Origin of the sequence: Cellulosimicrobium sp. NPDC057127, from assembly GCF_042670945.1 — a bacterium.
Taxonomy (GTDB): Bacteria; Actinomycetota; Actinomycetes; order Actinomycetales; family Cellulomonadaceae; genus Cellulosimicrobium.
Window position 1 is genome coordinate 86,838 of record NZ_JBHUUP010000001.1, and the last position, 25,850, is coordinate 112,687.

Annotated in this window: 18 protein-coding genes; 11 read left to right on the top strand and 7 right to left on the bottom strand. The window is 75.7% G+C overall.

Annotation, left to right across the window (positions count from 1 at the left end):
* Positions 1–12: 12 nt before the first annotated feature.
* From ACFTZA_RS00380 to ACFTZA_RS00405, 6 genes are read left to right on the top strand one after another with little or no spacing between them, the layout of a single operon-like run.
* Positions 13–1,362: a glycosyltransferase family protein gene (locus tag ACFTZA_RS00380; protein ID WP_378189538.1), complete on the top strand. Its 1,350-nt coding sequence runs from the start codon at positions 13–15 to the stop codon at positions 1,360–1,362.
* Positions 1,349–2,638, top strand: a complete 1,290-nt coding sequence (locus ACFTZA_RS00385) for a glycosyltransferase family 4 protein (protein WP_378189542.1) — start codon at positions 1,349–1,351, stop codon at positions 2,636–2,638. Before ACFTZA_RS00380 ends, ACFTZA_RS00385 begins: the two co-directional genes overlap by 14 nt.
* A complete protein-coding gene (locus ACFTZA_RS00390) occupies positions 2,635–3,831 on the top strand; it encodes a glycosyltransferase family 4 protein (RefSeq protein WP_378189544.1) in 1,197 nt (398 codons plus the stop codon). The genes ACFTZA_RS00385 and ACFTZA_RS00390 overlap by 4 nt, the downstream gene beginning before the upstream one ends.
* A complete protein-coding gene (locus tag ACFTZA_RS00395) occupies positions 3,824–5,635 on the top strand; it encodes an ABC transporter ATP-binding protein (RefSeq protein WP_378189546.1) in 1,812 nt (603 codons plus the stop codon). Before ACFTZA_RS00390 ends, ACFTZA_RS00395 begins: the two co-directional genes overlap by 8 nt.
* Positions 5,636–5,639: 4 nt before the next feature.
* Positions 5,640–8,243, top strand: coding sequence for a hypothetical protein (locus ACFTZA_RS00400; protein ID WP_378189548.1), 2,604 nt, complete (start codon positions 5,640–5,642; stop codon positions 8,241–8,243).
* The gene (locus tag ACFTZA_RS00405; RefSeq protein WP_378189551.1) at positions 8,240–9,616 is read left to right on the top strand and encodes a UDP-glucose dehydrogenase family protein; all 1,377 of its coding nucleotides are present in this window, start codon (positions 8,240–8,242) and stop codon (positions 9,614–9,616) included. Before ACFTZA_RS00400 ends, ACFTZA_RS00405 begins: the two co-directional genes overlap by 4 nt.
* A 13-nt stretch (positions 9,617–9,629) precedes the next feature.
* On the opposite strand, the gene ACFTZA_RS00410 is transcribed toward ACFTZA_RS00405, so the two are convergent.
* From ACFTZA_RS00410 to ACFTZA_RS00440, 7 genes are all read right to left on the bottom strand, one after another.
* Positions 9,630–10,367 carry a hypothetical protein gene (locus tag ACFTZA_RS00410; protein ID WP_378189553.1) on the bottom strand — a complete coding sequence of 246 codons (738 nt, stop codon included), beginning with the start codon at positions 10,365–10,367 and terminating at the stop codon, positions 9,630–9,632.
* 11 nt (positions 10,368–10,378) lie between these two features.
* Entirely contained in the window at positions 10,379–12,007 is a 1,629-nt protein-coding gene (locus tag ACFTZA_RS00415) for a PH domain-containing protein (RefSeq protein WP_378189554.1), read from the bottom strand.
* The gene (locus tag ACFTZA_RS00420; RefSeq protein WP_378189556.1) at positions 12,004–12,534 is read right to left on the bottom strand and encodes a PH domain-containing protein; all 531 of its coding nucleotides are present in this window, start codon (positions 12,532–12,534) and stop codon (positions 12,004–12,006) included. The genes ACFTZA_RS00415 and ACFTZA_RS00420 overlap by 4 nt, the downstream gene beginning before the upstream one ends.
* A 103-nt stretch (positions 12,535–12,637) precedes the next feature.
* Entirely contained in the window at positions 12,638–16,639 is a 4,002-nt protein-coding gene (locus tag ACFTZA_RS00425) for a discoidin domain-containing protein (RefSeq protein ID WP_378189558.1), read from the bottom strand.
* Positions 16,640–16,890: 251 nt separating this feature from the next.
* On the bottom strand, positions 16,891–17,793 hold the full coding sequence (locus ACFTZA_RS00430) for a carbohydrate ABC transporter permease (protein WP_378189560.1): 903 nt from the start codon (positions 17,791–17,793) through the stop codon (positions 16,891–16,893).
* Positions 17,790–18,692, bottom strand: coding sequence for a carbohydrate ABC transporter permease (locus ACFTZA_RS00435; protein ID WP_378189562.1), 903 nt, complete (start codon positions 18,690–18,692; stop codon positions 17,790–17,792). Before ACFTZA_RS00435 ends, ACFTZA_RS00430 begins: the two co-directional genes overlap by 4 nt.
* A 128-nt stretch (positions 18,693–18,820) precedes the next feature.
* Entirely contained in the window at positions 18,821–20,116 is a 1,296-nt protein-coding gene (locus tag ACFTZA_RS00440) for an ABC transporter substrate-binding protein (RefSeq protein WP_378189564.1), read from the bottom strand.
* Positions 20,117–20,468: 352 nt separating this feature from the next.
* Here ACFTZA_RS00440 and ACFTZA_RS00445 point away from each other — a divergent pair, with 352 nt between their 5' ends.
* Genes ACFTZA_RS00445 through ACFTZA_RS00465 form a run of 5 tightly spaced genes read left to right on the top strand, consistent with a single transcriptional unit; the run spans position 20,469 to position 25,832 of the window.
* Positions 20,469–21,587 carry an ROK family protein gene (locus ACFTZA_RS00445; RefSeq protein ID WP_378189566.1) on the top strand — a complete coding sequence of 373 codons (1,119 nt, stop codon included), beginning with the start codon at positions 20,469–20,471 and terminating at the stop codon, positions 21,585–21,587.
* A complete protein-coding gene (locus ACFTZA_RS00450) occupies positions 21,584–22,705 on the top strand; it encodes a substrate-binding domain-containing protein (RefSeq protein ID WP_378189568.1) in 1,122 nt (373 codons plus the stop codon). Before ACFTZA_RS00445 ends, ACFTZA_RS00450 begins: the two co-directional genes overlap by 4 nt.
* Positions 22,702–23,511 carry an ATP-binding cassette domain-containing protein gene (locus ACFTZA_RS00455; protein WP_378189570.1) on the top strand — a complete coding sequence of 270 codons (810 nt, stop codon included), beginning with the start codon at positions 22,702–22,704 and terminating at the stop codon, positions 23,509–23,511. The genes ACFTZA_RS00450 and ACFTZA_RS00455 overlap by 4 nt, the downstream gene beginning before the upstream one ends.
* The gene (locus ACFTZA_RS00460; RefSeq protein ID WP_378189572.1) at positions 23,508–24,731 is read left to right on the top strand and encodes a sugar ABC transporter permease; all 1,224 of its coding nucleotides are present in this window, start codon (positions 23,508–23,510) and stop codon (positions 24,729–24,731) included. The genes ACFTZA_RS00455 and ACFTZA_RS00460 overlap by 4 nt, the downstream gene beginning before the upstream one ends.
* Before the next feature lie 3 nt (positions 24,732–24,734).
* Positions 24,735–25,832, top strand: coding sequence for a LacI family DNA-binding transcriptional regulator (locus tag ACFTZA_RS00465; RefSeq protein WP_378189574.1), 1,098 nt, complete (start codon positions 24,735–24,737; stop codon positions 25,830–25,832).
* The last annotated feature ends 18 nt before the right edge of the window (positions 25,833–25,850 follow it).

Consider the following 25,850-nt stretch of genomic DNA (forward strand, 5'->3'; position numbering starts at 1 on the left):
AGGGTGGCCACCATGACGGCACCCGAGCTTCCCGCCCCCGGCGGTCGCCCCGCCCGCCGGCGGGTCGCGCTGTACTCGCACGACACGCAGGGCCTCGGCCACGTGCGCCGCACCTCGCTGCTCGCGCGCGCCGTCGTCGCCGCGGACCCGGACGCCGACGTCCTCCTCCTGTCGGGCGCGGCCGAGGCGACGAGCCTGCCGCTGCCGCCGCGGACCGAGGTCGTCACGCTGCCCGGCGTCGCGAAGGACCCCGCCGCCGGGTACGGGCCGCGCCGCTGGGGAGGCACGCTCGACGACGTCGTCACCGTGCGCGCCGGCGTCCTCGACGGGGCGCTCGCCGCCTTCGGCCCCGACGTGCTCGTCGTCGACAAGGTGCCGCTCGGCGTCGGCGGGGAGCTGCGCCCGGCGCTCGAGCGCCTGCGCTCGCGAGGTCGCACGGCGTGCGTCCTCGGCCTGCGGGACGTGCTCGACGTGCCCGAGGTCGCGGTGCGCGAGTGGGACGACCAGCGCAGCACGTCGGTGGTCGAGCGCCTCTATGACGAGGTGTGGGTGTACGGCGACGCGCGCGTCTACGACCCGCTCGTCGAGTACGCGCTGCCCGACGTCGTCGCGCGGCGGACCGTGTTCACGGGATACCTCGGCCGCGGCCGGTCCGCGACGGCGGCCGCCCGGGCGGCACGGCTCCCGGCGACCGCGAGCACGGCCGCCACCGTGCCCACGGCGCTGCCGGACGCGCCCTACGTCCTGTGCCTGGTCGGCGGCGGCCAGGACGGTGCCGGGCTCGCGACGGCGTTCGCCGAGGCGACCCTGCCCGACGGCGTGCGCGGCGTCCTCGTGACCGGCCCGTACCTGCCCGCGGCGGCGCGCGCCGCCCTGCACCGCGCCGCGCTCGCGCGTCCCGACCTCGAGGTCCGCGCGTTCGTGCGCGACGTCGTCCCGCTCGTCGAGGGGGCGCTCGCCGTCGTGACGATGGGCGGCTACAACTCCGTGTGCGAGGTGCTCGCGAGCGGCCGGCCCGCGCTCGTCGTGCCCCGGACGCACCCGCGCGCCGAGCAGCTCGTCCGTGCCCGTCGCCTCGCCGAGCTGGGCCTTCTCGACGTGCTCGACGACGAGCCCACCCCCGAGCGGGTCGCCGCGTGGCTGGGCTCGGCCACCCGGCCCCGGGCCGGCGGGCGTGCCGGCGCCCGGCCGGCCCTCGACGTCGACCTCGACGGCCTCGCGCGCGTCCCGTCGCTCGTCGCGCGCCTCGTCGAGCGCGCCCGCGCGGCACCCACCACGACCGTGCCCACCACGACCGTGCCCACCACGCCAGTGCCTGCAGCGCCCGCCCCGACCGAGGAGGACCACCGTGCGACCGCCTGAGACCACCGCCCTGCGTGTCGGGTACGTGACGAAGATGTACCCGCGCTTCTCGGAGACGTTCGTCGTGAACGAGGTGCGCGGGCTCGAGCGCCGCGGCGTCGAGATCGAGATCTTCTCGCTGCGCGCCCCCGTCGACACCCGGTTCCACGCGTCGCTCGCGGCCGTGCGGGCGCCGGTGCACTACGTGCCCCGGACCGCGCGCCCGTCCGACGTGTGGCGCGCGCTCGGCGCGGCGCACGTGCTGTTCGCGCCCGCGCTCCGCGACGGCGCGCTCGACGAGCTCGTCGCCGCCGACCCGGAGGACGCCGCCCAGGCGCTCGAGGTCGCCGTCGCGGCCCGCTCCGCCGGGATCACGCACCTGCACGCCCACTTCGGGTCGGTCGCCACGACGGTGGCCCGTCTTGCGGCGCGCGTGCTCGGCGTCGGCTACACGTTCACCGCGCACGCGAAGGACATCTTCCACGAGGACGTCGACCCGGCCGACCTGCGCCGCAAGCTCGCCGGCGCGCGCGCCGTCGTCACGGTGAGCGACCACAACCTCGCGCACCTGCGCACGGCGTTCGGGCGCGCGGCCGACGGCGTGCGCCGCGTCTACAACGGCCTCGACCTCGACGAGCACGCACGGTCGTGCGCGCCCCGGGTGCCCGGCCGGGTCGCCGCCGTCGGGCGCCTCGTGGAGAAGAAGGGCTTCGCCGACCTGCTCGACGCGCTCGCCCTCCTCGTGCGCGACGGGCGCGACGTCCACCTCGACCTCGTCGGCACCGGGCCCGAGGACGGGGCGCTGCGCGAGCGCGCCGACCGGCTCGGCGTCGCGGACCACGTGACCTTCCACGGCCCGCTCTCGCAGGACCGGGTGCGCGACGTCGTCGCCCGGGCATCGGTCCTCGCCGCGCCGTGCGTGCTCGGCGCGGACGGCAACCGCGACGGCCTGCCGACCGTGCTGCTCGAGGCCATGGCCGCGGGGACGGCGGTCGTGTCCACGCCCGTCACCGGCATCCCGGAGGCCGTGCGCGACGAGGAGACGGGCCTGCTCGTCCCGCCGGGTGACGCCGCGGCGCTCGCCGCGGCGCTCGGCCGCGTGCTCGCCGACCCGGGCCTGGCGTCCCGGCTGGCCGACGGCGCCCGCGCCCTCGTCGAGGCGGAGTTCGACGTCGAGCGGACGTCGGCCGCGCTGCTGGACGTGCTGCGCTCCGCGGCGGCGCCCGCAGCCGGCGCGCGCCCCGACGCCGACCGCGCGGACACGGTGACCGTCGCCGACGCGGGGAGGGCGGCATGAGGGTCGCGTACGTCAGCACCGACCCCGGCGTGCCCGTGTTCGGGCGCAAGGGCTCGTCGGTCCACGTCCAGGCCCTGCTGCGCGTGCTCGTCCGTGCCGGTGTGACGGTCCACCTCGTCACCGTGCGCCCCGGCGACGACGTCCCGGCGGACCTCCTCGCCGGGCCGGGCCGCGTCGTCGTGCACCCCGTGCCCGTCGTGCCCACCCGCACGACGGCGGAGCGCGAGATCGCGCTGCGCGCCGCCGACGCGCTCGTCGGCCCGGTGCTCGACGCCCTCGCCGCGGACGGCCGGCTCGACCTCGTGTACGAGCGGTACTCGCTGTGGGGGACGGCCGCGACCGCGTGGGCGCGGCGGAGCGGCACGCCGTCCGTGCTCGAGGTCAACGCGCCGCTGCCCGCCGAGCAGGCACGGCACCGCGAGCTCGTCGACGCCGAGTCCGCGGAGCGGTGCGCACGGGCGGCGATCGGCGCAGCCGGGACGGTCGTCGCGGTGAGCGGACCCGTCGCCCGATGGGCGGCCGAGCGTGCCACCGACCCGGCGCGCGTGCACGTGCTGCCCAACGGCGTCGACACCGCGCGGGTCACCCCCGCGCACCGCCCGGACGGACGGTTCACCGTCGCGTTCGTCGGGACGCTCAAGCCGTGGCACGGCCTCGACGTGCTGCTCGACGCCTTCGCGCTGGTCCTGCCGCGAGTGCCCCGCGCCCGGCTGCTCGTCGTCGGCGACGGGCCGCAGGCGGCCGCCGTCGACGACCGGGTCCGCGGGCTCGGCCTCGGGGACGTGGTCGAGCGGACGGGCGCCGTCGCGCCGTCGGACGTGCCCGCGCTGCTCCACCGTGCCGACGTCGGCGTCGCGCCCTACCCCGCGCTCGACGACTTCTACTTCTCCCCGCTCAAGGCGTACGAGTACCTCGCGGCGGGTCTGCCCGTCGTCGCGAGCGCGATCGGGGAGCTGCCCGCCGCGCTCACCGGCGCGGACGGCGCCCCGCTCGGCCTCCTCGTCCCGCCGGGCGACGCCGCGGCGCTCGCCGACGCGCTCGTCGCCCTCGCGGCCGACCCGGCGCGGCGCGCGACGCTCGGCACCCGGGCTCGGGAGGCCGCCGTCGCACGGCACGACTGGACGGTCGTCGTCGGGCGCGCGCTCGACCTCGCGGGCGTCGCGCTGCCGGTCGGGGAGGTGTCCCGTGGCTGAGCGGAGTCCCCGCACGTCGCTGCGCGGCACCGGCCGGTCGTTCCGGCGGTCGTGGCCGCACCTGCGCGAGCACGTCGGGCCCCAGCGCCGCCTGCTCGTGCTCGGCACGCTCGCGATGTTCGGCGAGGTCGCGATGCGGCTCCTCGAACCGTGGCCGCTGAAGTTCGTCGTCGACGGCATAGTCGCGGCGACCGGCTCCACCGCCGCCGGGCCGGCGCCCGCCGACCTGGGCACGGTGATCCTCCTCGCCGCGCTGTCGCTCCTCGTGATCGCCGCGCTGCGCGCGCTCGCCGCGTACGCGAGCACGGTGTGCTTCGCGCTCGCCGGCAACCGTGTCCTGACGGGCGTGCGCGCCGACCTCTACGACCACCTCCAGCGCCTGTCGCTCGCGTTCCACGACCGCACCCCGACCGGTGACCTCGTGACCCGCGTGACGAGCGACGTCGGGCGGCTCAAGGAGGTGTCCGTCACGGCGATGCTGCCCATGATCGGCAACGTCGTGACCCTCGTCGGGATGGTGGTCGTCGTCGCGGTGCTCGACCTGCAGCTCGCGCTCGTCATGCTCGTCGTCCTGCCGGTCTTCCTCCTCACGAGCACGCGACTGACGCGCCGCATCCGCCGCGTCTCGCGCGACCAGCGCAAGGCCGAGGGGCACCTCGCGGCGCTCGCGACCGAGACGCTGTCGGCGGTCAAGGTCGTCCAGGCCTACTCGCTCGAGGAGCGCATGCGCGCGGGGTTCGCGCGCTCGAACGACTCGTCGCTGCGCGAGGGCGTGCGCGCCAAGCGGCTCTCGGCCGGGCTCGAGCGCTCGACCGACGTCCTCGTCGGCGCGGCGACCGCGCTCGTGCTCTACGTCGGCGCGCGCCGCGTGCTCGACGGCGCCCTCACGCCCGGGGAGCTCACCGTGTTCCTCACCTACCTCAAGGCGGCGTTCAAGCCGATGCGCGACATCGCGAAGTACACCGGCCGCATCGCCCAGGCGGCGGCGTCGAGCGAGCGCGTCGTCGACGTGCTCGAGGAGCGGCCCGACGTCGTGGACGCGTCCTGGGCGCGCCCGCTCACCCAGGTGCGCGGCTCCGTGCGCTTCGAGGGCGTGTGGCTCTCGTACGCGCCCGGCCACCCGATCCTGCGGGGGCTCGACCTCACGGTCCGGCCCGGCGAGCGGATCGCCGTCGTCGGGGCGTCCGGCGCGGGCAAGTCGAGCCTCGTCTCCCTGCTGTCGCGGCTGCGCGACCCGGACGCGGGCGTCGTGCGCATCGACGGCTACGACCTGCGCGAGCTCACCGTGCGCAGCGTGCGGACGTCCGTCGCCGTCGTGCTGCAGGAGAGCGTGCTGTTCCGCGGCACGGTCCGCGAGAACATCGCGACCGGCCTCGACGACGCGACGGACGCCGACGTCGAGCGCGCGGCGCGGCTGGCGGGCGCGCACGACTTCGTCATGGCGCTGCCCGACGGGTACGACACCGTCGTGGGGGAGCGCGGCGCGACGCTCTCCGGCGGCCAGCGTCAGCGCATCGCCATCGCCCGCGCGGCGATCCTCGAGGCGCCGATCGTCGTGCTCGACGAGGCGATGACCGGGCTCGACGAGGACACCGAGCGCGAGGTCGTCGAGGCGATGGCCCGCCTCACGGCCGGTCGCACGACGATCGTCATCACGCACGACCTCGCCGCGGCCCGCGGCTGCGACCGCGTCGCGCGCGTCGAGGGCGGCCGCGTCGTCGCCCAGGGCCGGCCGGCGGACGTGCTGGGGCCCGCCGCCGTCGGCGGAGCGAGCAGCGACCGGGAGGCGGTGACCCGTGGCTGAGACCGTGACTGAGCCTGCCGTGCCCGCTGCGTCTCCTGCGCCTGCTGCACCCGCTGCAACTGCTGTACCCGCTGCAACTGCTGTACCCGCTGTACCCGACCTCGCGGCCCTCGCCGACCGCCTCGCCGACGCGACCGGCACGCCCGGGACGCTCACCCGGCCGTACCTGCGGCTCAAGCCCGGGACGAGCTGCGTCGTCGCCGCGACGTGGTCGGTGCGCGGCCACGAGCCCGAGGGCGTCGTCGTGCGCACCTACGCACCGCACGCGCTGCCGAAGCTCGACAAGACCGTCCGCAGGGCCGAGCCGTCCGACGTCCTGCTCGTCGACCGCGACGCGGGCCTCGTCGTCACGACGTGGCGCGCCGACCGCGGCGTCCCGGGGATCCGCGTCCTCACCGACGACGCAGGCCGCGCCGCCCTCGCCGCGACGCTCCCCGAGCACCTGCGTGGCGCGCTCGACCGAACCCCGCGGCTCGTGCGGCACAACCCCGAGCGCCGCGCCGTGCTCCGCGCCGACGGTCCCGGCGGACCGCTCCTCGTGCGCGCCGTCCGGCCCGGCGACGTCGCGCGCGTCGTGCGGGGGTACGCGGCGCTCGCGGGCGGGCCGGTCCCGTCGCCCGTCGTGCTCGCCGTCGACGAGACGCTCGGTCTCGTGGTCACGACGTGGCTCGACGGGACGCCGCTCGACGGCCTCCCGCGCGACGCCGCGCTCCTGCGGCGCGTGGGGGAGACGGTCGCGACCCTCCAGCGGCCGACGCCGACGGAGGAGGCCGTCGACGAGGCGGTGGAGGAGGCAGCGGACGAAGCCGACGAGGCGGTGGACGACGGGTCGTGCACGCCCGCCGCCGTCGCGGCCGAGGCGGTCGCAGCGCTCCTGCCGCACCTCGCCGACGGCGCGCGGCGCGTCGCCGACCGTGTCGGCTCCGCCGCGGACGGCGCGGGTGCCGGCCGGCGCGTGCCGGCCCACGGCGACCTCTCGCTCGACCAGGTGGTCCTCGCTCCCGACGGCACGCTGGCGCTCGTCGACGCGGACGCCGCCGGACCGGGCGGCCTCGCGGACGACCTCGGTTCGCTCGTCGCGTCGCTCGTGCGCGACGACGACCGCCGGGCCCCTGCCGCCGTGCGGGCCGTGCTCGACGGGTACCGCGCGGCGGGCGGCGCGGCCGACGCCGCGGCCGTGCGCGTCGCCACGGCCGACCACCTGCTGCGACGCGCGACCGAGCCGTTCCGCCGTCAGGAGCCGGCGTGGCAGGACGCGTGCGCCGCGCTCGTGGACGCCGCGCGCGCCGTGCTGGACCGCCGCGGCGCGGTCGCCCGGGCGGTCGAGGAGGCGCTGTCCGTGGACGGGGACGCCGCACCGGGATCGGTGGCGCAGCGCGAACCGCGGCCGGTCGACGGCCGGCGCGCTGCCGGGGCGCGTGGCGCGGGCACGGCGCGCGTCCGGTACGCGCCGCGCGCGGTCGAGATCGCCGTCCGGTTCGCCGACGACGGCCGGACGCTGCGCGCCGCGCTGCCCCGCTCGGCCGAGCACCTGCTCCTCGTCGGCGCCGAGCGCGCGGAGGGGGCGGGGGACCCGGTGCGGCTCGCCGCGGGCCAGTGGTTCGCCGACGCCGCCCGGGCAACGCGCGTGGCGGGGCGGCTCGGCCCGGACGGGACGGTCGTCACGACGGACCGCGGGTCCGTCGTCCTCCAGCACGACGGCGCGGACCTCCACCTCCGCGCGCTCGCCGCGGCAGCACGCCGGCCGGGCGCGCTGCTGGTGGCGCACCGGCCGGGACGGCGCGGCGTCGTGCGGGACCCGGCGGGCACGTTCACCAAGCTCGTCCGCCCCGGGCGGACCGTCCCGGCTCCCGCGGTGCCCGACGACGCGTTCGTGACCCCCGCGGTCCTGTCCCGGGGCGACGGGTCGGCGACGACGAGCGCGCTCCCGGGGCGCACGCTCCACGCGCTCCTCGCCGACCCGGTGGTCCCCGACACGGTGCTCCTGCGCGCCGGGCGCGCCGTCGGGCACGGGCTGCGGCGACTGCAGGACGGCGGCGGGCCCCGGAGCGAGCGGCCCGACGTCGCGGCCGGGCACGACGCAGCCGCGCACGACGCGGACGCCGAGCTGGCCGTCGTCGGACGGTGGTGGTCGTGGGCCGTGGCGCACGAGGCGGCGGCCGCGTCCGCCGCGCACGACGTGCTCACGCACGTGGAGGGGGCGCTCGCCGCGTCCCCGCCGGCCGCGCCCGTGCCCACGCACCGCGACCTGCACGACAAGCAGCTCCTCGTCGACGAGCGCGCCCCCGACCGGGCCGGCCTGCTCGACCTCGACCTCGCGACGACCGCGCACCCCGCGCTCGACCTCGCGAACCTCCTCGTGCACCTCGAGCTGCGCGCGCTCCAGGGCGTGTGCCCGACCGCGCGCGCCGCCGTCGTCGCTCGCGCGGTGCTCGACGGCTACGCGCCCGCCGACCACGTGCTCGCCGCGCTGCCCGCGTGGGCGACCGCGGCGCGGGCCCGGCTCGTCGCCGTCTACGCCTTCCGACCCGCCCCCGGCGACGTGCCGGGACGACTGCTCGACGCCGTCCTCGACGGCACCGGACCGACACTCCTGGAGGAAGCATGAGCACCACCGGCACCCCCGCCACCACCCCGGGCGACGCAGCCCGCCCGCGCGCGACCGTCGTCGGCACCGGCTATCTCGGCGCGACGCACGCCGCGTGCCTCGCCGAGCTCGGGTACGACGTGCTCGGCCTCGACACCGACCCCGCGAAGGTCGAGGCGCTCGGTCGCGGCGAGGTGCCGTTCTACGAGCCCGGGCTGGCCGAGCTCGTCGCGCGGCACACCGCGAGCGGGCGGCTGCGTTTCACGACGTCCGCCGCCGAGACCGCCGCGTTCGCCGACGTGCACTTCGTGTGCGTGGGCACGCCGCAGCGCCGCGACTCGATGGCCGCGGACACGAGCCACGTCGTCGGAGCCCTGCGCGCCCTGGTGCCCGAGCTCCGGCAGGACGCGCTGCTCGTCGGCAAGTCGACCGTGCCCGTCGGCACCGCGGCGATGCTGCAGGACCTCGCGACAGCGCTCGCGCCCGAGGGCGTCGAGGTGGGCGTCGCGTGGAACCCCGAGTTCCTGCGCGAGGGGCGCGCGGTCGAGGACACGCTGCGGCCGGACCGGCTCGTCGTAGGCGTCACGGACCAGCGGCACGAGAAGGCGCTGCGCGAGCTGTACCGGCCGCTCGTCGACGCGGGCGTCCCGTTCCTCGTCACGGACCTCGCGACGGCCGAGCTCGTCAAGGTCTCGGCCAACGCGTTCCTCGCGACGAAGATCTCGTTCGCCAACGCGGTCGCGGAGCTGTGCGAGGCGGCGGGCGGCGACGTCGTCGCGCTCACCGAGGCGATCGGGCACGACCCGCGCATCGGCCACCAGTTCCTCAGCGCCGGGCTCGGGTTCGGCGGCGGGTGCCTCCCCAAGGACATCCGGGCCCTCATGGCGCGCGCGGGGGAGCTCGGCGTCGACGAGGCGCTGACGTTCCTGCGCGAGGTCGACGCGATCAACATGCGGCGTCGGGCGCGGACCGTCGCCCTCGCCGTCGAGGAGTGCGGCGGCAGCGTGCTCGGCAAGCGCGTCGCGGTGCTCGGCGCGGCGTTCAAGCCCGGCACCGACGACGTGCGCGACTCGCCCGCGCTCAACGTCGCCGCCCAGCTCCAGCTCCAGGGCGCGCACGTGCGGGTCTACGACCCGCAGGCCGCCCGCACCGCGGCACGCACGTTCCCGACGCTCGGGTACGTCGCGTCGGTCGAGGAGGCGGTGACCGACGCGGACCTCGTCCTCCACCTCACGGAGTGGGACGAGTTCGCCGCGCTCGACCCGGCGGCGCTGCGCCCGGCGCGGCGCGTCGTGGTCGACGGGCGCAACGCCCTCGACCGCGAGCGGTGGACGGCCGCAGGCTGGCGGTACCGCGCGCTCGGCCGTGCGGTGCCGGCGACCGCGGTCGCGTGACCGCCCCGGTCGCTCAGCAGCCCGCCGAGTCGTAGCGGCACAGCAGGTCCCACGCCGCCTGCGTGTTCGCGACGACCGTCTCGCGCGCCGTCCCGACCGTGCTCTCGCCGCCGTCGAGCGCCACGAGCGTGACGGCGGTCCCGCGCCGCGTGGCGGCGAGGTAGGTGCCGAGCGCGTCGTCGAGCTCCCCGCTCTGCGACGCACCGTAGTGGTCGGTCGCGAGGCCTGCGCCCTGTGCACCGACGTCGAGCGGCTCGGCGACGAAGGTGGTGCCGCCGGAGGTCTCGTCCGGAGCCGTCGCGCCGCACGCGGCGATCGCGGCGTCGAGCCCGTCCGCGGCGGCGACCGCGGCGTCGGCGTCGGCGAACACGGCGACCTGCTGCACCCCGATGGGCGACTCCGCGGCGCCGTCGCCCTGGAGGACGGTGCGCATGGCGGCTGCGTCGGCAGGGGGTTCGGACGAGCAGGCGTCCGGCAGGCGCCATGCGGTGGCGCCCTCGGACTCCTCCCGCGGGTCACCGGCCGCCTCCCAGACCGAACCCGGCAGCATCACGTCCGCGGGGAGGTCGGTCGGCACCGCCGGCGCCGAGGGGTCGGGCGCCTCCGTGGTCGGGGCCGACGACCCGGTCGGCGAGGGGGCGGACGACGAGGGGATGGTCGGCGAGGGCGCCGCGGGGTCCGGGGACGAGGAGCAGGCCGCGAGGAGGAGGGCGGAGGCGGCGAGGACGGACGTCCGGGTCGCGAGGCGCATGGGCTCCACCCTCACACCGATGCCGTCGGTGCGCGCGGCGGCTCCTGCCCCCGCGCCTGAGCGCGCTCGAGGAAGGGGTCCAGCAGCCCGGGCGCGGCGTCGACGGCGAACGCGAGCGCCTCGTCGGCCTCGACGTCGGGCGCCTCGTAGACGCCGTAGCCTGCCGCGGTCATGAGCGAGACGGTGCGCAGCCCGAGGCGGCGCTGGAGCACCGACTCACGCAGCGCGACCGTGCTCACGGCGTCGCGGCGCAGGGCGGTCGTCGCGCGGCTGAGGAGCCCGGAGCGGACGACGAGGTACGCGCCGGAGATCGTGTGGCCGAGGGCCCGGTAGGCGACGACCGCCCCGACCAGGCCGACCGCCCACAGCCCGGCCCCGGCCCACAGGACGGCGGTCGGGAGCACCCCGTTGACGACGAGCCAGCCGAGCGCCGCGGTGACCACGACGGCGGTCGCGGTGGCCCACCACAGGCGGCGGCGCAGCGCGGGACGCGGGTGCGGGGTGAGCGCCGCGCGCAGCGGGTCGGGGTCGGCACCGAGCACGCGGCGCGCCACGGGCCACGCCACGGACGCCGGACCGCGGGGCAGGACGGTCGCCGGCTGCGACGTCGACAGGATCGACAGACCGGTGGTGAGCACCTGCGTGTCGGCCATGCCCATCCAGCGCCAGAGCACCGGCTCGGCGACCTGGACGCCGCGCAGGCGACGGTCGTCGCGGTTCACCTCGCGCGTGGTGAGCAGGCCCTGGCGTGTGCGCAGCTGCGTCCCGTGCTCGCCGGGCACGCGCGCGAGCTCGAAGCCCCACGACGTCGTGAGGAACGCGACCCCCATGCCGACCGCCCCGACGACCGCCGTGACCACCACGGCGGCCGCGATCGTCCCCACGGTGCCGAGGGCCGCACGGTCGACGAGGTCCTCGAGCCACCCCGCGGCGTCGACGCCGAACGTCGCCGCGATCCCGTACGCGCCCCACAGCAGACCGGCCGCCGTGACGAACGACCAGCCCCCGACCACGTGGTAGACGACCCACCACGGGCGGAAGCGCGCCATGACGTCCTCGGCCGGTGGTTCCGCGCCCTCGGCGACGGGAGACACAGCCAGCAGGGCGGCGCGCAGCGCGTCCGCGTCGCGCCGGGACACGGCGTCCAGCGCGAGCGCGGACTCCATGGCGGCGAGCTGCTGCCCGGCGCCGACGAGGACCACGCGCAGCCCGGCCACGCGGTGGCGCAGGCGCGCGGTCGTGTCGACGCTGCGGATGCGGTCGCGCCGGACGGACCGGTAGCGGCGCACGAAGACGCCGGTGCGGCGCTCGACGTACTCGTCCGTGACGCGGTACCGCGTGAACGCCCACCGCAGCGCGTTCCGCACGGCGCCGAGCACGCCGAAGGCCCCGACGAGGAGCAGCGGCCAGAGGCTCTCCCAGCTCGCGTCGACGCCGAAGACCCACACCGCGACCGCGGTCGGCGTGAGGGACAGGACGGTCTGCGCGAGGTCCACCGCGATCATGCGCGCGTCCAGGCGCAGCCACGGCACGTCGTCGCGTCCGGCGGGCTCGGCGGTCTCGATAACCGCGTCGTCGGCGGAGTCCGCGGCGACCTCGCCGATCTCGTCGGTGCCCGCCGGGAGCGGCTCGGCCGTCACGTCGCGTCCCCGGGGACCTGCTCGGTGACGAGCGTGAGCTGCTCGGCGAGCTCGGCCGCGACGTCCTTGTCGAGCCCGCGGATCCGCACCGCGCCGCTCGACGACGCCGTGGTGACCGCGAGCGTCGCGAGGCCGAGCGCCTGCTCGAGCGGACCGCGGACCGCGTCGACGGTCTGGACCCGGGAGAGGGGCGCGACGCGCCACTCGCGCACGACCCACCCGGACAGCGCGTACACGGCGTGGTCCGTGGTCTCCCACCGGTGGACCGCGTGGCGCCAGCGCGGCTCGACGAGGGTCCGGGCGAGCGTCCAGACGGCTGCGGCGGCGACGAGCGGCAGGAGCCAGACGCGCGCCGGCTCCCACAGCCACGCCACGACGCCGAGCACGACCGTCACGAGGCCGGCCGACAGCAGTCCGCGCAGCACCCACCAGCGCACCGCACGCGGGTCCACGCGGTGCCGGGGCGGGCGCAGGCGCAGCGGCTGGTGCGGTGGACGGAGGTCGTCGAGCTCGTCGAGGCTGCCCATGGCGCGCACCCTCCCACGCCGGCCCGGGCGCGCGGATCACCCGTGCGGCGTATCTGCGAGGCGGCGCCCCCGCGGCCGTCGCGGGGGCGCCGACGACCCGTGGTCAGTCGCAGGCGGGGGCGGCGTGCGCGGGGACGGTCACGGTCTCGCGGGTGTCGGCCGGGTCCGTGGGCCGCGCGGTGACGGTCGCGGCGTCGGCCACCGGCGCGGCGTCGCGGACGGCGAACGCCTGGTACGCGTTCCGCCCGGGGACGACGGCGTCGAACGCCTTCGTCCCGTACGGCGTCTCCACCACGACGTCGAGCGGGACGTCGTCGTCGTTGACGACGCGGACGGCGAGGTACGGCCGGCCGGCGAGGCACCGCGTCTCCGCGCTCGCCCGGACCGCCGCGGCGCCCGGTGCGTCAGGATCGACGGCCCCGGGCTCGAGGACGCGGAGCGTCGCGAGGCCCGGGTCGCCGTCCGCCCACGTGGTGCTCAGCGCGACGTAGCGTGCGGTCCGGTCCACGGCGAGCGAGCCGCGTGCGGCGCCTCCCCGGACCTGCCCGACGTCGGTGAACGTCAGGCCGTCGTCGCTCACCGAGACGACGGCGTCCGGCGCGCCGCCACGTTCCCACGTCGTGACGACCGTGCCGATCTCGCGCGGACGGCCGAGATCGGTGACCATCCGGCCGTTCGCCCCCGGCACCCAGGCCGTGGCGGCGTCGCCGTCGACGGCGAGGGCGGGCGACGTCATCCCCTCGGGCAGGACGGACGCCGGGAACGTCAGCGTGCTCAGGGCGTGGTCCGGGACGGGGAACGGCGTCGCGCTCGCGAAGCGCACCGTCGTGCCCGACGGCGTCGCCCCCGCCGTGCGCACGTCGTCCGTCTCGGCGTTGCGCACGGTCACCGGCGAGCTCGCGCCGGCCACGGTGACGGTCCGTGCGTCCACGACGGTGACGGTCGCGCCCACCGGTGCGCCGCCGTCGGGCCCGGACACCGTCGCGCGGGGCGTGAGCACCGCCGCGTCGCCCGCGGGGACGGTCAGCGCGAGCGTCGACGCCGTCGGGCCGATCTCCTGGGTGCCGTCGAGCACGGGGACCGGGCCGCCGTCGTGCGGGACGGTCACGTCCGTCGTCACGTCGGCACCCGTGAGGTTGAACGCGACGAGGTACCCGTCGACGGACGTGAGCAGGACGCCGTCGGCGTCGGCGGTCGGCACGCGACGGGCCGCCTGCTCGGCCGTCGCCTGCGCGTCGCCGGGCACCATCTCGACGAGCCGCGGTCCGGTCGCGCCGTCGGCCAGGCGCACGACGTGACGCGTGTCCGACGGACTCGAGACGCTGATCGCGCCGTCCGTGCCCGGCGTCCCCTCGGCATCGCGGACGACGAATCCCGCGACGCCCTCGACGTCGATCCACGTCGCGTCGTCGTCGCGCAGCTCCTCGTCGCCGGTGAACCGGTAGGACGCGGCGTCGTGCCACGTCTGACCGTCCAGCGACGTCTGCACGCGGTACTCCTGCCCCGCGGCGGCCTCCCAGCCGAACTGGACCTGCGCCACGTCGACCGCCTCGCCGAGGTCGACCTGGACCCAGGAGTCGGCACGCGGCCGGTCGTCGCGCGAGACGGCCCAGCGCGTCGTCGGGCTGCCGTCGGTCACCGCGCCCGCGGGGTGGCTGCCGTCCGCGCTCGACGCGGTCGCCGGGCGGCCGGCGGCGACGTCCGTGCCGTCGGGCGCGAAGGCGCGCAGGTGGTAGAGCGAGTACCCGTACTCGGGGTTGCCGCGCACGCCCTGCATCCGCACGTAGCGCGTCGTCACCGGGGCCGGGGCCTGCGCGCCCGGGGGCACGAGGTCGACGGTGTCGAGCCGCGCGACGTTCACGTCCGCGCCGGCCCTGCCGTACGACGTCGCCGTGGTCCACGTCTGCCCGTCGGTGGACGTCTGGACGAGGTAGCGCGCACCGGCGCTCGCCTCCCACGCCACGCGCACGGCGTCGACGGTCGTCTCCTCGCCGAGGTCGACCTGGATCCAGCTGTCCGGGCGCGTGCGCTCGCCGACGGCGACCGCCCACCGTGTGGACGGGTTGCCGTCCGTGACGCGCGCGGCGGTGCGGCCGTTCGCGGCGTCCTCGCTCGACGCTGTGGCCGGCCGTCCGGCGGCGAGGTCGGACTGGTCCCCCGGGCCGTAGGCGTGCAGCGCGAACATCGAGTACCCGTAGCGCGGGTGACCCTCCTGGCCGAGGACGCGCACGTAGCGCGCCGTGACGGGGGCGAACGCGAGGTCGTCGACGCGCGCGGCGTTCGCGTCCGCGGGGTCCGCCGGTCGCGTGACCGGCAGGGACACCGTCGTCTCGCCCGCCGCGGTGGTGTAGGTCCTCGAGCCGTCCAGACCCGAGTACCCGTCCATGTCGAGGTTGCGCACGGACAGGCTCGCGTCGTCCGCACCGGCACCGGTGGAGGCGTAGACCGCCGCGCCGGTCGGCAGGGTCACCTGCCCGGCGTAGCCGTCACCGACGCGGAACACCGACGAGGTGCCCTCGAAGCCGTCGCGCGGCGTGGTGTAGGTGCGTACCGTCCGCTCGTCGACCGTCGCACCGGGGTTCGGGTACAGGTACGGGGTGGACCCGGAGACGTGGAACAGCCACGAGTCGTGACCGGGCACCCAGGGGAACTTCACGAAGCCGCGGCGGCTCCCGGCAGCGGCCCACGCGTCCGCGGACTGCTGGACCGTGAGACCGGGACCGTCGCCGAAGTCGCGGACCCCGGCGAGGCGCTCGAAGAGCTCGTCGGCCGGCGTGGGCTCGACCGGGCCGTCCTCGCGCTCGGCGGCCTCGACGTGCAGCAGGTACGAGATCGCGATCTCGGCGCGCGCCTCGGGCTCGTACTTCGGCTCGCCCGAGAACTTGGTGAGGCGGTCCACCGGCGGGTAGGCCTGGTAGTCCTCGAGCGCGGCGGCGAGACCGGCCTCGGCCGCCGCGGCGTCCGGGTCGCGCAGCACCTGGCCGAGGAACGCCATGGGCAGCACGTCACGGCCGTAGAGGAACTCGCGGTCGGCGACCATCGGCATGAACGGCTCACCCTGCTCGGACATCACGAGCCTGATGGACTCCCACAGCTCCGCCGAGTTCGGCTGGCGCGTGAGGATCTCGGGCAGCGGCTCGTCGTGCAGCAGGAAGTGGATCGCGTTGCGCGCACCCGAGCGCCAGATGTCCGACTGGTAGTGCGGGCCGAACGACCCGTGGTTCTCCACGAGGTAGGTGTCGTAGATCGTCTGCATCGTGTTGGTCGACACGGGCGCGCCGGCCACGACGGCAGGGTTGTTGCGGTCCGCCGTGGGCTGCCCGGCGGCGTTGCGCCCCCAGTCGCCGAGCTGGTCGGCCCAGCGTGCGGCGTCGGGGTCGTCGGGTGCCCACGCGAGACCGGGGGCGAGCGCCTGCGTGTAGACCCCGACCTCCTCCTGCGCGGTGTCGCCCACGTGCTTGCCGTCGGGCCAGTCCGCGGTCCAGCCGCCGGACATCGGGTCGCGGCCGAAGTCGAGGTCGGCGGTGTAGCGGGACTGCCCGGTCGCGATGGTCGTGAGGTTCTCGCGCGTCGCGGCGTCGAGCTCGTTCCAGAGCAGGGTGCCCGCGGCGAGGAAGTACGACTGGAACGTGGAGTCCCAGAACAGCCGCTGGCCCCAGCTGCCGGCCGGGTCCACGAGGCGGTTCGTGGCGGCGTAGTGCTCGATCGTCGCGAGCGTCTGCGCGCGCAGCTCGTCCTCGGGGACCCCGGCGAGCTCGGCGTCGTACTCGCCGTGCGTGAGGAGCACGGCGTTGCCCAGCACGACCGCGAAGTTCATGTCCTTTGCCTGGTACACGCCGGCCGACTCGTCCCAGACCGTCTCGACCCACCGGGTGTGGCGCAGGAGAGCCCCGTAGTAGTCGGCCGCGATCGGGTCGGGTGCGCCGTGGGCGGGGACGTCGGTCGCGGCGACGTCGGTCGCGGGGCCCTCCGACGGCGCAGGCTCGGCGTGCGCGGGCAGGCCCGGCAGGAGCAGGGCGCCGGTGGTGAGCAGCGCGACCGTCCCGCGGCGCAGCCGCCGTCGGGCGCGCCTGGTCGGCCGGGCGGGAGGGGTCGGGTGCGTCATGGTGACCTCGTTCGGTGTCGTCGTCGACAGGACGTGGGGTCTGGCGTGCTCCGGTGCGCGCCGTCGTCGGACGTCCGCTCACGGTATCTGACGCTGACAGCGCTGTCTAGCCTCGATCGCCCCCGCTTCGCCCACGCCCCGGTACGCCGGACCCCGGGTCGTCCACCGATCTCGAGGTGATCGGAGGGCGACCCGGGGTCCGGTGTCGTGCGGTGCGGTCGAGCGGCGACCGGCTGGGGGTGCGAGGGCGGTCAGCCCTTGACGGAGCCGGACATCAGGCCGCCGACGAAGTACTTGCCGAGGATGATGTACACGACGAGCGTCGGCAGCGACGCGAAGAGCGCGCCGGCCATGGAGACCCCGTAGTTCTGCAGCAGCGCGCCGTTCGCGAGGTTGTTCAGCGCGAGCGTGACGGGGCCGTTCTGGCTCGAGGAGAAGAACACGGCGAAGAGGAAGTCGTTCCACGCCGAGGTGAACTGCCAGATGAGCACGACGACGAAGCTCGGGACCGAGATCGGCAGCACGATCGACCAGTACGTGCGCAGCATGCCCGCACCGTCGACGCGGGCCGCCTCGACGAGCTCGTGGGGCACCGTCATGTAGTAGTTGCGGAAGATCAGCGTCGTGATCGGGATGCCGAAGACGACGTGCAGCATGATCAGCGTCGGGATGCCGCTCGGGACCCCCAGGTCCAGCACGAGCTGGTTCAGCGGGATGATCACGGCCTGGTAGGGGATGAACATCCCGAAGAGGATGAGCGTGAACACGAGGTTCGCGCCCTTGAACGACCAGCGCGAGAGCACGAAGCCGTTGAGCGAGCCGAGGAACGCCGCGATGATCGAGGCGGGGATCACCATCTGGAGCGTGCGCCAGATCGCGGGCGCCAGCGAGTCCCACGCCGCCTGCCAGTTGTCGAGCGTCCACTCCTGGGGCAGCGCCCACGCGCGCGCGGGGGACGCGTCGCCCGCGCCCTTGAAGCTCGTCACCAGCAGCACGTAGACGGGGACGAGGACGATCAGGAGGAAGAGGACGAGAGCTGCGTAGCGCAGGGTGCGGGAGAGGCCGAACGGGTTCTTGCGCCGCGTGCGCCGGTCCTCGCGCGGCGTGCCGACGACGTCCCGGGCGGGGACCGCCGGGGTCGAGGTGGTGGTCATCGCTTCTCCTGGCGGTTGGTGCGGATCAGGTACGGCACGATGACGACGGCCACGATGACCAGCAGGATCGAGCCCACGGCTGCGGCGTTCGCGTAGTCGAAGCTCGACTTGAACACGTACATGTCGACGGCGGGCACCTTGGTCTGGTAGTTCGCCGGCTTGGAGATCGACATGATGAGGTCGAACGCCTTGAGCGACATGTGCCCGATGATGATGAGCGCGGAGAGGGCGATGGGGGACAGCTGCGGGAACAGCACGTGGCGGTACAGCTTCCACTCGCTCGCGCCGTCCATGCGGGCGGCCTCGCGCAGCTCCTCCGGGATGCCGCGGAACCCGGCGAGGAACAGCGCCATGACGTAGCCGGAGAGCTGCCAGATCGCGGGGATCGCGATCGCGACGATGCCGACGCTGACGTTGTTCCACCAGTTGTTCTGCAGGGCGTCGAGCCCGATGATCTGGAACAGCCGGTTCAGGCCGGACGCGGACTCGTCCTGGTTCGAGTTGAGCAGCCAGCGCCAGACCACGCCCGAGGCCACGAACGACACGGCCATCGGGAAGAGGTAGATCGACCGGAAGATGCCCTCGCCGCGCATCGGCTTGTCGAGGAGCCACGCCCAGACGAAGCCCATGACCATCGTCCCGGCGAGGAACACCACGGTGTACAGGACGAGGTTCTTCAGCGAGTGCTGGAACGCGTCGTCGCCGAGCAGGGCGATGTAGTTCTGGAACCACACGACGGCCGACGGCTGCTGCCCGGTCGCCTGGGCGGCGGTGTGGTTGTCCGTGATCGACGTCTGGAAGTTCGCCCCGATGAGGCCGTAGACGAAGACGCCGATGAGGATGAGCGAGGGTGCGAGGAGCAGCAGCGGTGGCCCCGCTCGCCGCAGTGACTTCAGCATGGTGGTCTTCCCGTCCTGGGCGCCGTGCGCCGGGTTCCTGGTGGCCGAGCGGTTGGTGGGTGCTCGGCGCGCGGCCGCGCGCCGCCGGGATGGCCCCGACGGCGCGCGTCCGCGCGAGTGCCGCCTGCTCAGCTCTGCGCGGCGGAGGCGAGCTCGGACTGGAACGTCGCGAGGTCGGAGCCGCCGGAGGTGAACTTGCTCGTCGCGTCGGAGATCGCGTTGAGCGTCGCGACCGGCGCCGCGGCACCGTGCGCGAGGGAGGAGACGATCGTGTCCTGGCCGAACGACTCGATCGCGGTCTGCTGGTACTCGGAGAACTCCGACGGGTCGGCGTCCGTGCGGGCCGGGATGGAGCCCTTGGCCTTGTTGAACGCGACCTGGCCCTCGAGGGAGCCGACCGTCTCGAGCCACGCCTTGGCGCCGTCGGGGTTCGGGGCGCCCACGGGGAGCGTGAAGGAGTCGGCGAGGAAGTCGAACACGCCGTCGGTGCCCGGCACGGGGAACGCGACGAAGTCGGTGCCGAGCGCCTTGCCCTGCTCCTCGAACGCCGCGACGGCCCAGTCGCCCATGACGTTGAACGCGGCCTGGCCGTCGATCACCATCTGGGTCGCCTCGGGCCAGTCGAGCCCGTCACGGTCGGAGTTGGTGTAGCTCATGAGCGTCTCGAAGTCCTCGAGGGCGGCCGTGACCTCGGCGCTCTCCCAGTCGGTCGAGCCGTCCCAGAGACCGTTGTACGCCTCGGCGCCGAGCGACGCGAGGAGCACCGTCTCGAGCAGGTGGACCTGGGTCCACGTCGTCGCGACGGACAGCGGCGTGACGCCCGCGTCCTGGAGCTTCTGCAGGTCCGCCATCCACGCGTCGAGGTCGGCGTACTGGGCGGCCGGGTCGATGCCGTTCTCCTCGAGCACGGTCGGGTTGGCCCACACGACGTTCGCGCGGTGCACGTTCGACGGGATCGAGTAGATCGCGCCGTCCTCGGCGGTGACCCGCTCGACCAGGTCGGCCGGGAAGACGTCGTTCAGCCCGAACTCGTCGTAGAGGTCCGAGACGTCCTCGATCTGCGCGGCGTCGATGTAGTCCTGGAGCTCCGCGCCGGCGTGCGCCTGGAACGTGTCCGGCGGGTCCTGGGCCTGGAGACGGGACTGGAGGAGGTCCTTGGCGGCCGAGCCGGCGCCGCCGGCGACCGCGCCGTTGATGAACTCGATGTCGGGGTGCTGCTCGTTGAACGCGCCCACGAGCGCGTCGAGGCCGGCCTTCTCGGAGCCCGCGGCCCACCAGGTGAAGACCTCCACCTCGCTGGCGCCGCCGCCGTCGCCGCCGTCCGTACCGCCGTCACCGGAACCGCCGCTGCCGCACGCGGCGAGTGCGAGACCCACGAGGGCGGCACCGGCCACCGTCGCGCTCGTCCTGCGATTGAGTCGCATCGTGTCTTTCCCTACGCCTTCTTCGGTCGTGGGGGACCGGCGTCACGGGGAGCCTGCTCGCCGGCCGGGCGCATCGGTGCACCCTCGAACCCGGTGCCCATCCAACGGTCGGCCGGTGTTTGATGTCAAGAAGTGAACGCAAGCGACGCCTAATCGTGACCAGCGGGTCAGAACCTGTATCCAGCCTGGGCGGAGACGGTACGTCCGACGCCTCCCGGTTCCCGCCACCGCGACGACGGCACCGCTGCTCCCGGGCGTCCGGGCGGTCCGGGGCTATCCTTCCGTCGTGCGCGCTGACCGGGTGACCCCGGGCTCGCAGACTTCACTGCGTGAGGCCAACCGAGCCCGGATCGTGAGCGCCGTCCAGCAGCGTGGCTCCCTCACGCAGATCGAGCTGGCCGGCGTCACCGGCCTGTCCCCGGCCACCGTCTCCAACATCGTCAAGGAGCTCACGGGCGCCGGGGTGCTGCACACGTCGCCGTCCACGCGCAGCGGCCGGCGCGCCCTCCAGGTCACGCTCGCCCGCACGCTCGGGCTCGTCGCGGGCGTCCACTTCGGCAGCCGGTCGCTGCGCGTGGCGATCGCCGACGCGTCGATGCGTGTCCTCGCCGACCAGCGCATGCCGCTCGCGCCCGACCACCGCGCCGACACCGGGCTCCAGCGCGCCGCGATGCTCGTCGAGGAGATGGTGGCGTCGCTGGACGCGGCCCCGGGGGAGCTCCTCGCCGTCGGGGTCGGGGTCCCCGCACCCGTCGACGTGCGCGACGGGCGCATCTCGACCGTCGGCATGATGCGCGGCTGGGACGGCGTCGCCGTGGCCGAGGTCCTCGAGTCGGAGCTCGACGCGCCCGTGAGCGTCGACAACGACGCCAACCTCGGCGCGCTCGCCGAGACGCGCTTCGGCGCCGCGGCCGGTCACGACCCCGTGGCGTACCTGCGCGTGTCCCACGGGGTGGGCGGCGGGCTCGTGCTCGGCGGCCGACTCGTCCACGGGCGCGGCGGCGTGGCCGGGGAGATCGGGCACGTGACGATCGACGAGAACGGGCCGATCTGCCGGTGCGGCAACCGCGGCTGCCTGGAGATGTTCGTCGGCGCGAACGTGCTGCTCGGGATGCTGTCCGACAGCCGCGGCCACCTCACGCTGCGCGACGTCATCACCCGCGCCCGGGAGGGCGACCCGGGGTGCCGGCGCGTCCTGTTCGACGCCGGCCAGCACCTCGGCGTCGCCGCCGCCAACCTGTGCAACCTCGTGGACCCGGAGATCGTCGTCGTGGGCGGCGAGCTCGCGGAGGCCGGGGAGATCCTCCTCGCCCCCCTGCGCACGGTGCTCGAGCAGCGCACGGTGCCGAGCGCGGCCGGGCCCGTGGCGGTCGTGCCGTCCGAGCTCGGCTCGGGCGCCGAGGTCCGCGGCGCGCTCGCGGTGGCGCTCGACGCCGCGCGCCTGCGCGGCGCGCTGGGGGTGAGCGCGTGAGCGTTCACACGACGCGGGGGAGGGGTGCGCGCCGGGGCGCGGCGGCCGTCGTGACCGCGCTGCTCACCACGCTCGCGCTCGTCACCGGCTGCGCCCCCGACGCCGGGGAGCCGGCCGCGGACGCCGAGGGCACGATCGGGCTGCTGCTGCCCGAGGCGAAGACGGCGCGCTACGAGACGACGGACCGGCCGACGTTCGTCGCGGTGGTCGAGCGGCGCTGCCCGACGTGCGAGGTGCTGTACGCCAACGCCGCCCAGGACGCGGCGAACCAGCAGCAGCAGGCGGAGTCGATGCTCGCGCGGGGGGCCGACGTGCTCGTGCTCGACGCGGTGGACACCATCGCCGCCGCGAGCGTCGTCGCCGAGGCCCGGCGCCTCGGCGTCCCCGTCATCGCCTACGATCGCTTCGTCGCCGACGCGGACTACTACGTGTCGTTCGACAACGAGCTCATCGGCTACCTCATGGGAGAGGCCCTCGTCGCCGCCGTCCTCGCGCGGGCGGAGGAGAACCCGCCCCCGGGCGGCCGGCGGCCGGGGGTGCTGCTCGTCCACGGGTCTCCGACGGACCCGAACTCCGCCGCGCTCGCCGCCGGCGCCCACCGCGCTCTCGACGGAGAGGACATCGACGTGCTCGCCGAGTACGACACGCCCGACTGGAGCCCCGACAAGGCGACGGAGTGGGTCGAGGGCCAGCTCACCCAGTACCCCGGACGCGTCGACGGCGTCCTCGCCGCGAGCGACGGCATCGCGGGCGGGGCGATCGCGGCGATGAAGGCGGCCGGCCTCGACCCGGTGCCGCCCACGACCGGCCAGGACGGCGAGCTCGCCGCGGTGCAGCGCGTCATCTCGGGCGACCAGTACATGACGGTCTACAAGGCGACGACCCAGCAGGCGCGCACCGCGGCCGAGCTCGCCGTGCGCCTCCTGCGCGGCCAGGACCCGGAGGCCACGGCGGTGATCGACGGCGTCCCCAGCCTGCTGCTCGCCCCCCGCGCGGTGGGGCCCGACGACGTGCGCCGCGTGATCGTCGAGGGCGGCGTGCACACCGCCGAGGAGATCTGCACGCGCTACTACGTCGACGCGTGCCTGCGCACCGGCGTGCTGGAGCGGGCCTCGTGACCGGCACGGAGGCGCCCGTGGTCTCGGTGCGCGGCGTGTCGAAGAGCTTCGGCGGCGTGCGCGCCCTCGTCGACGTGGACGTCGACGTGCACGAGCGCGAGGTCCTCGCCGTCGTGGGCGACAACGGTGCGGGCAAGTCGACGCTCGCCGGAGTCATCGCCGGGGCGTTCCGCCCCGACGCGGGCCGGCTCCTGCTCGACGGCGCGCCCGTCGTCCTCGACTCGCCGCAGCACGCGCGGTCCCTCGGGGTGGCGGCGGTCTTCCAGGACCTCGCGCTCGTCGACGACCTCGACGTCGTGGAGAACCTCTTCCTGGGGCAGGAGACGCGCCTCGGGCCGTTCCTCGACGAGGTCGCGATGGAGCGCGAGGCGTGGAACCTCCTCGACCAGCTCGCCGCCACCGTCCCGTCGGTGCGCCTGCCCGTGCACGCCCTCTCGGGGGGCCAGCGCCAGGTCGTCGCGGTGGCCCGCGCGCTGCTCGGGTCGCCGCGCGTGATCGTGCTCGACGAACCGACGGCGTCCCTCGGCGTGCGCCAGGCCGCCGAGGTGCTCAACCTCATCGAGCGGCTGCGCGAGCGCGGCCACGCCGTCGTGCTCGTCAGCCACCAGGCCGGCGAGCTCCAGGCCGTGGCGGACCGCATCCTCGTGCTGCGCCTCGGGCGCGTGCACGGGGAGTTCGGCGGCGACGCGTCCTACGAGGACCTGCTCGCGTCGATGACCGGCGCGGTCCGGCCCGCACGGACCGAGCGGGGTACGGCCCCCCGCGACGCGCGGCACGCCGGCGGCGCCGGGGCGGTGCGGCGATGAGCGTCCCCGGCCCGGCGGCGGGCACCCGCCTGGAGGGACCGGCACCGCGCGGCGCGGTCACCGGGTCCGTCCTCGGGCGCCTGCGCGGCGCGCACCTCGGCATGGTCCCGATCGTCGGCGCGCTGATCGTCATCTGGGCCGTGCTCGGCGCGGTCAACCCCGCGTTCCTGTCCGCCGAGAACCTCGTCAACCTCACGCTGCAGAGCGCCCCCGTCGGCGTCATCGCGCTCGGCGTCGTGCTCGTGCTGCTCGTCGGGCAGATCGACCTGTCCGTCGGCTCCGTGAGCGGGCTCGCGGCCGCGGTGCTCGCCGTGGGCGCAGTGAACCTCGGCTGGCCGACCGGGCTCGCCGCCGCCGCGGCGCTCGCCGTGGGCGTGGTCGTCGGCCTGGGGTACGGCGCGCTGTCGACGCGGCTCGGGCTGCCGTCCTTCCTCTTCACGCTCGCGGGGCTGCTCGTGCTCGCCGGCGTACAGCTCGTCGTCCTGGGCCCCAAGGGGTCGATCAACCTGCCGTTCGAGTCGTGGTTCGTGCGCACGGTGCAGCAGGGCTTCCTGCCGACCCCCGTCGCGTGGACGCTCGTCGTGGTGGTCGTCGCGGGGTACACGGCGCTGCTCGTCGTCGACCACCTGCGCCGCGTGCGTGCAGGCCTGCGCGGGCCCGGGACGGGCACGGCGGGGATCGCGCTCCGCAGCGTCGTGCTCGCCGCCGTGCTCGCCGCCGCCGTCGCCTACCTCGGCACGGCACGCGGCGTCGGGTACACCGTGGTGCTGTTCGTCGCGCTCGTCGCCGTCGTCGACGTGCTCCTGCGCCGCACCCGCTGGGGTCGTTCCGTGCGGGCCGTGGGCGGCGACCGGCGGTCGGCGCTCCTCGCGGGGGTCGCGGTGCGGCGCACGGTCCTCTCGTGCTTCGTCGCGTGCTCGACGTTCGCCGCGCTCGGCGGTGTGCTCGCCGCGGGCCGGCTCGCCGCCGCCAACCAGGGGACCGGGGCCGCCGACACCTACCTCACGGCGATCGCGGCCGCCGTGATCGGCGGCACGAGCCTGTTCGGCGGGCGGGGCAGCGCGTGGTCCGCGCTGCTCGGCGTGCTGGTCATCCAGTCGATCGCGAACGGGCTCACGCTGCTCAACCTCGACACGGCGACGCGCTACATCGCCACCGGAGCGGTGCTCCTCCTGGCTATCGTCGTCGACATGCTCATCCGGGGCCGACGGGAGATCTGACACATGGTGATGCAGGGCGGGACGGACGTCACGGCGTCCGAAGGGGTCGCGACCAGGCGCGCGCCGGGCGTGCGGAGCGGTCGCCGGCCGACGCTCGCGTCCGTCGCCGACCTCGCCGGGGTGAGCCTGAAGACGGCCTCCCGGGTGCTCAACCACGAGCCGAACGTCGCGGACGCGACGCGGGCCAAGGTGCAGGACGCCGCCCAGCGGCTCGGCTTCCGGCGCAACGCCGTCGCGGCGGACCTCGCGCGCGGCGGGTCGTCGCGCCTGGTCGGGTTCGTCACCGGCGACCTCGCCAACCCGTTCTACTCCGCGCTCGCGAGCGGCATCGAGCGCGAGCTGCGCCCCCACGGGCTCCAGCTCATCACGACGAGCTCCGACGAGGACCCGTCGCGCGAGCGAGCGCTCACGGAGGCGCTCGTCGAGCGCCGCGTCGGCGCGCTGGTCGTGACCCCGACGGCGACGGACCACTCGTCGCTGCAGCCCGAGATCGAGGGTGGGACGCCCGTCGTCTTCGTCGACCGCCCCGCCGAGGGGATCGAGGCGGACACGGTCGTCATCGACAACCGTGGCGGGGTGCGCGCCGCCGTCCGGCACCTGCTCGACCACGGGCACCGGCGGATCGCGCTGGTCGGGGACGAGTCGCGGCTGTGGACCTTCCAGGAGCGCTGCGACGAGTTCGTGGCGACGCTGCGCGAGGCCGGCGACGAGGACCCGGGCCGCTACGTGCGCGAGGGCGCGCACGACGCCGACCTCGCCCGCGACTTCGTCACCGAGCTGCTGTCCCTGCCCGAGCCGCCGACGGCGCTTCTCACCGCGAACAACAAGATCACCGTCGGCGCCCTCCACGCGCTGCGCGACCGCCAGGACGCGACGGCGCCCGGAGGGACGCACGTCGCGCTCGTCGGGTTCGACGACTTCGAGCTCGCCGACCTGCTGGACGTCACCGTCGTCGGCTACGACGTCGTCGAGATGGGCCGCCAGGCCGCGGCCCTCGCGGTCTCGCGGGCGGACGACCCGGACCTGCCTCCGCGGCTCGTCGTCGTGCCGACGCGGCTCGTCGAGCGGGGCACCGGGGAGGTCCCCGGGCCGGCGTCCTGAACGGTCCGTGAACGGTGG

Bases quoted from the DNA above. Each gene is read 5' to 3' on its own strand.
- ACFTZA_RS00435 (WP_378189562.1), bottom strand. From the start codon at position 18,692: ATGCTGAAGTCACTGCGGCGAGCGGGGCCACCGCTGCTGCTCCTCGCA.
- ACFTZA_RS00460 (WP_378189572.1), top strand. From the start codon at position 23,508: ATGAGCGTCCCCGGCCCGGCGGCGGGCACCCGCCTGGAGGGACCGGCA.
- ACFTZA_RS00440 (WP_378189564.1), bottom strand. From the start codon at position 20,116: ATGCGACTCAATCGCAGGACGAGCGCGACGGTGGCCGGTGCCGCCCTC.
- ACFTZA_RS00405 (WP_378189551.1), top strand. From the start codon at position 8,240: ATGAGCACCACCGGCACCCCCGCCACCACCCCGGGCGACGCAGCCCGC.
- ACFTZA_RS00465 (WP_378189574.1), top strand. From the start codon at position 24,735: ATGGTGATGCAGGGCGGGACGGACGTCACGGCGTCCGAAGGGGTCGCG.
- ACFTZA_RS00425 (WP_378189558.1), bottom strand. From the start codon at position 16,639: ATGACGCACCCGACCCCTCCCGCCCGGCCGACCAGGCGCGCCCGACGG.
- ACFTZA_RS00390 (WP_378189544.1), top strand. From the start codon at position 2,635: ATGAGGGTCGCGTACGTCAGCACCGACCCCGGCGTGCCCGTGTTCGGG.
- ACFTZA_RS00430 (WP_378189560.1), bottom strand. From the start codon at position 17,793: ATGACCACCACCTCGACCCCGGCGGTCCCCGCCCGGGACGTCGTCGGC.
- ACFTZA_RS00420 (WP_378189556.1), bottom strand. From the start codon at position 12,534: ATGGGCAGCCTCGACGAGCTCGACGACCTCCGTCCACCGCACCAGCCG.
- ACFTZA_RS00410 (WP_378189553.1), bottom strand. From the start codon at position 10,367: ATGCGCCTCGCGACCCGGACGTCCGTCCTCGCCGCCTCCGCCCTCCTC.
- ACFTZA_RS00380 (WP_378189538.1), top strand. From the start codon at position 13: ATGACGGCACCCGAGCTTCCCGCCCCCGGCGGTCGCCCCGCCCGCCGG.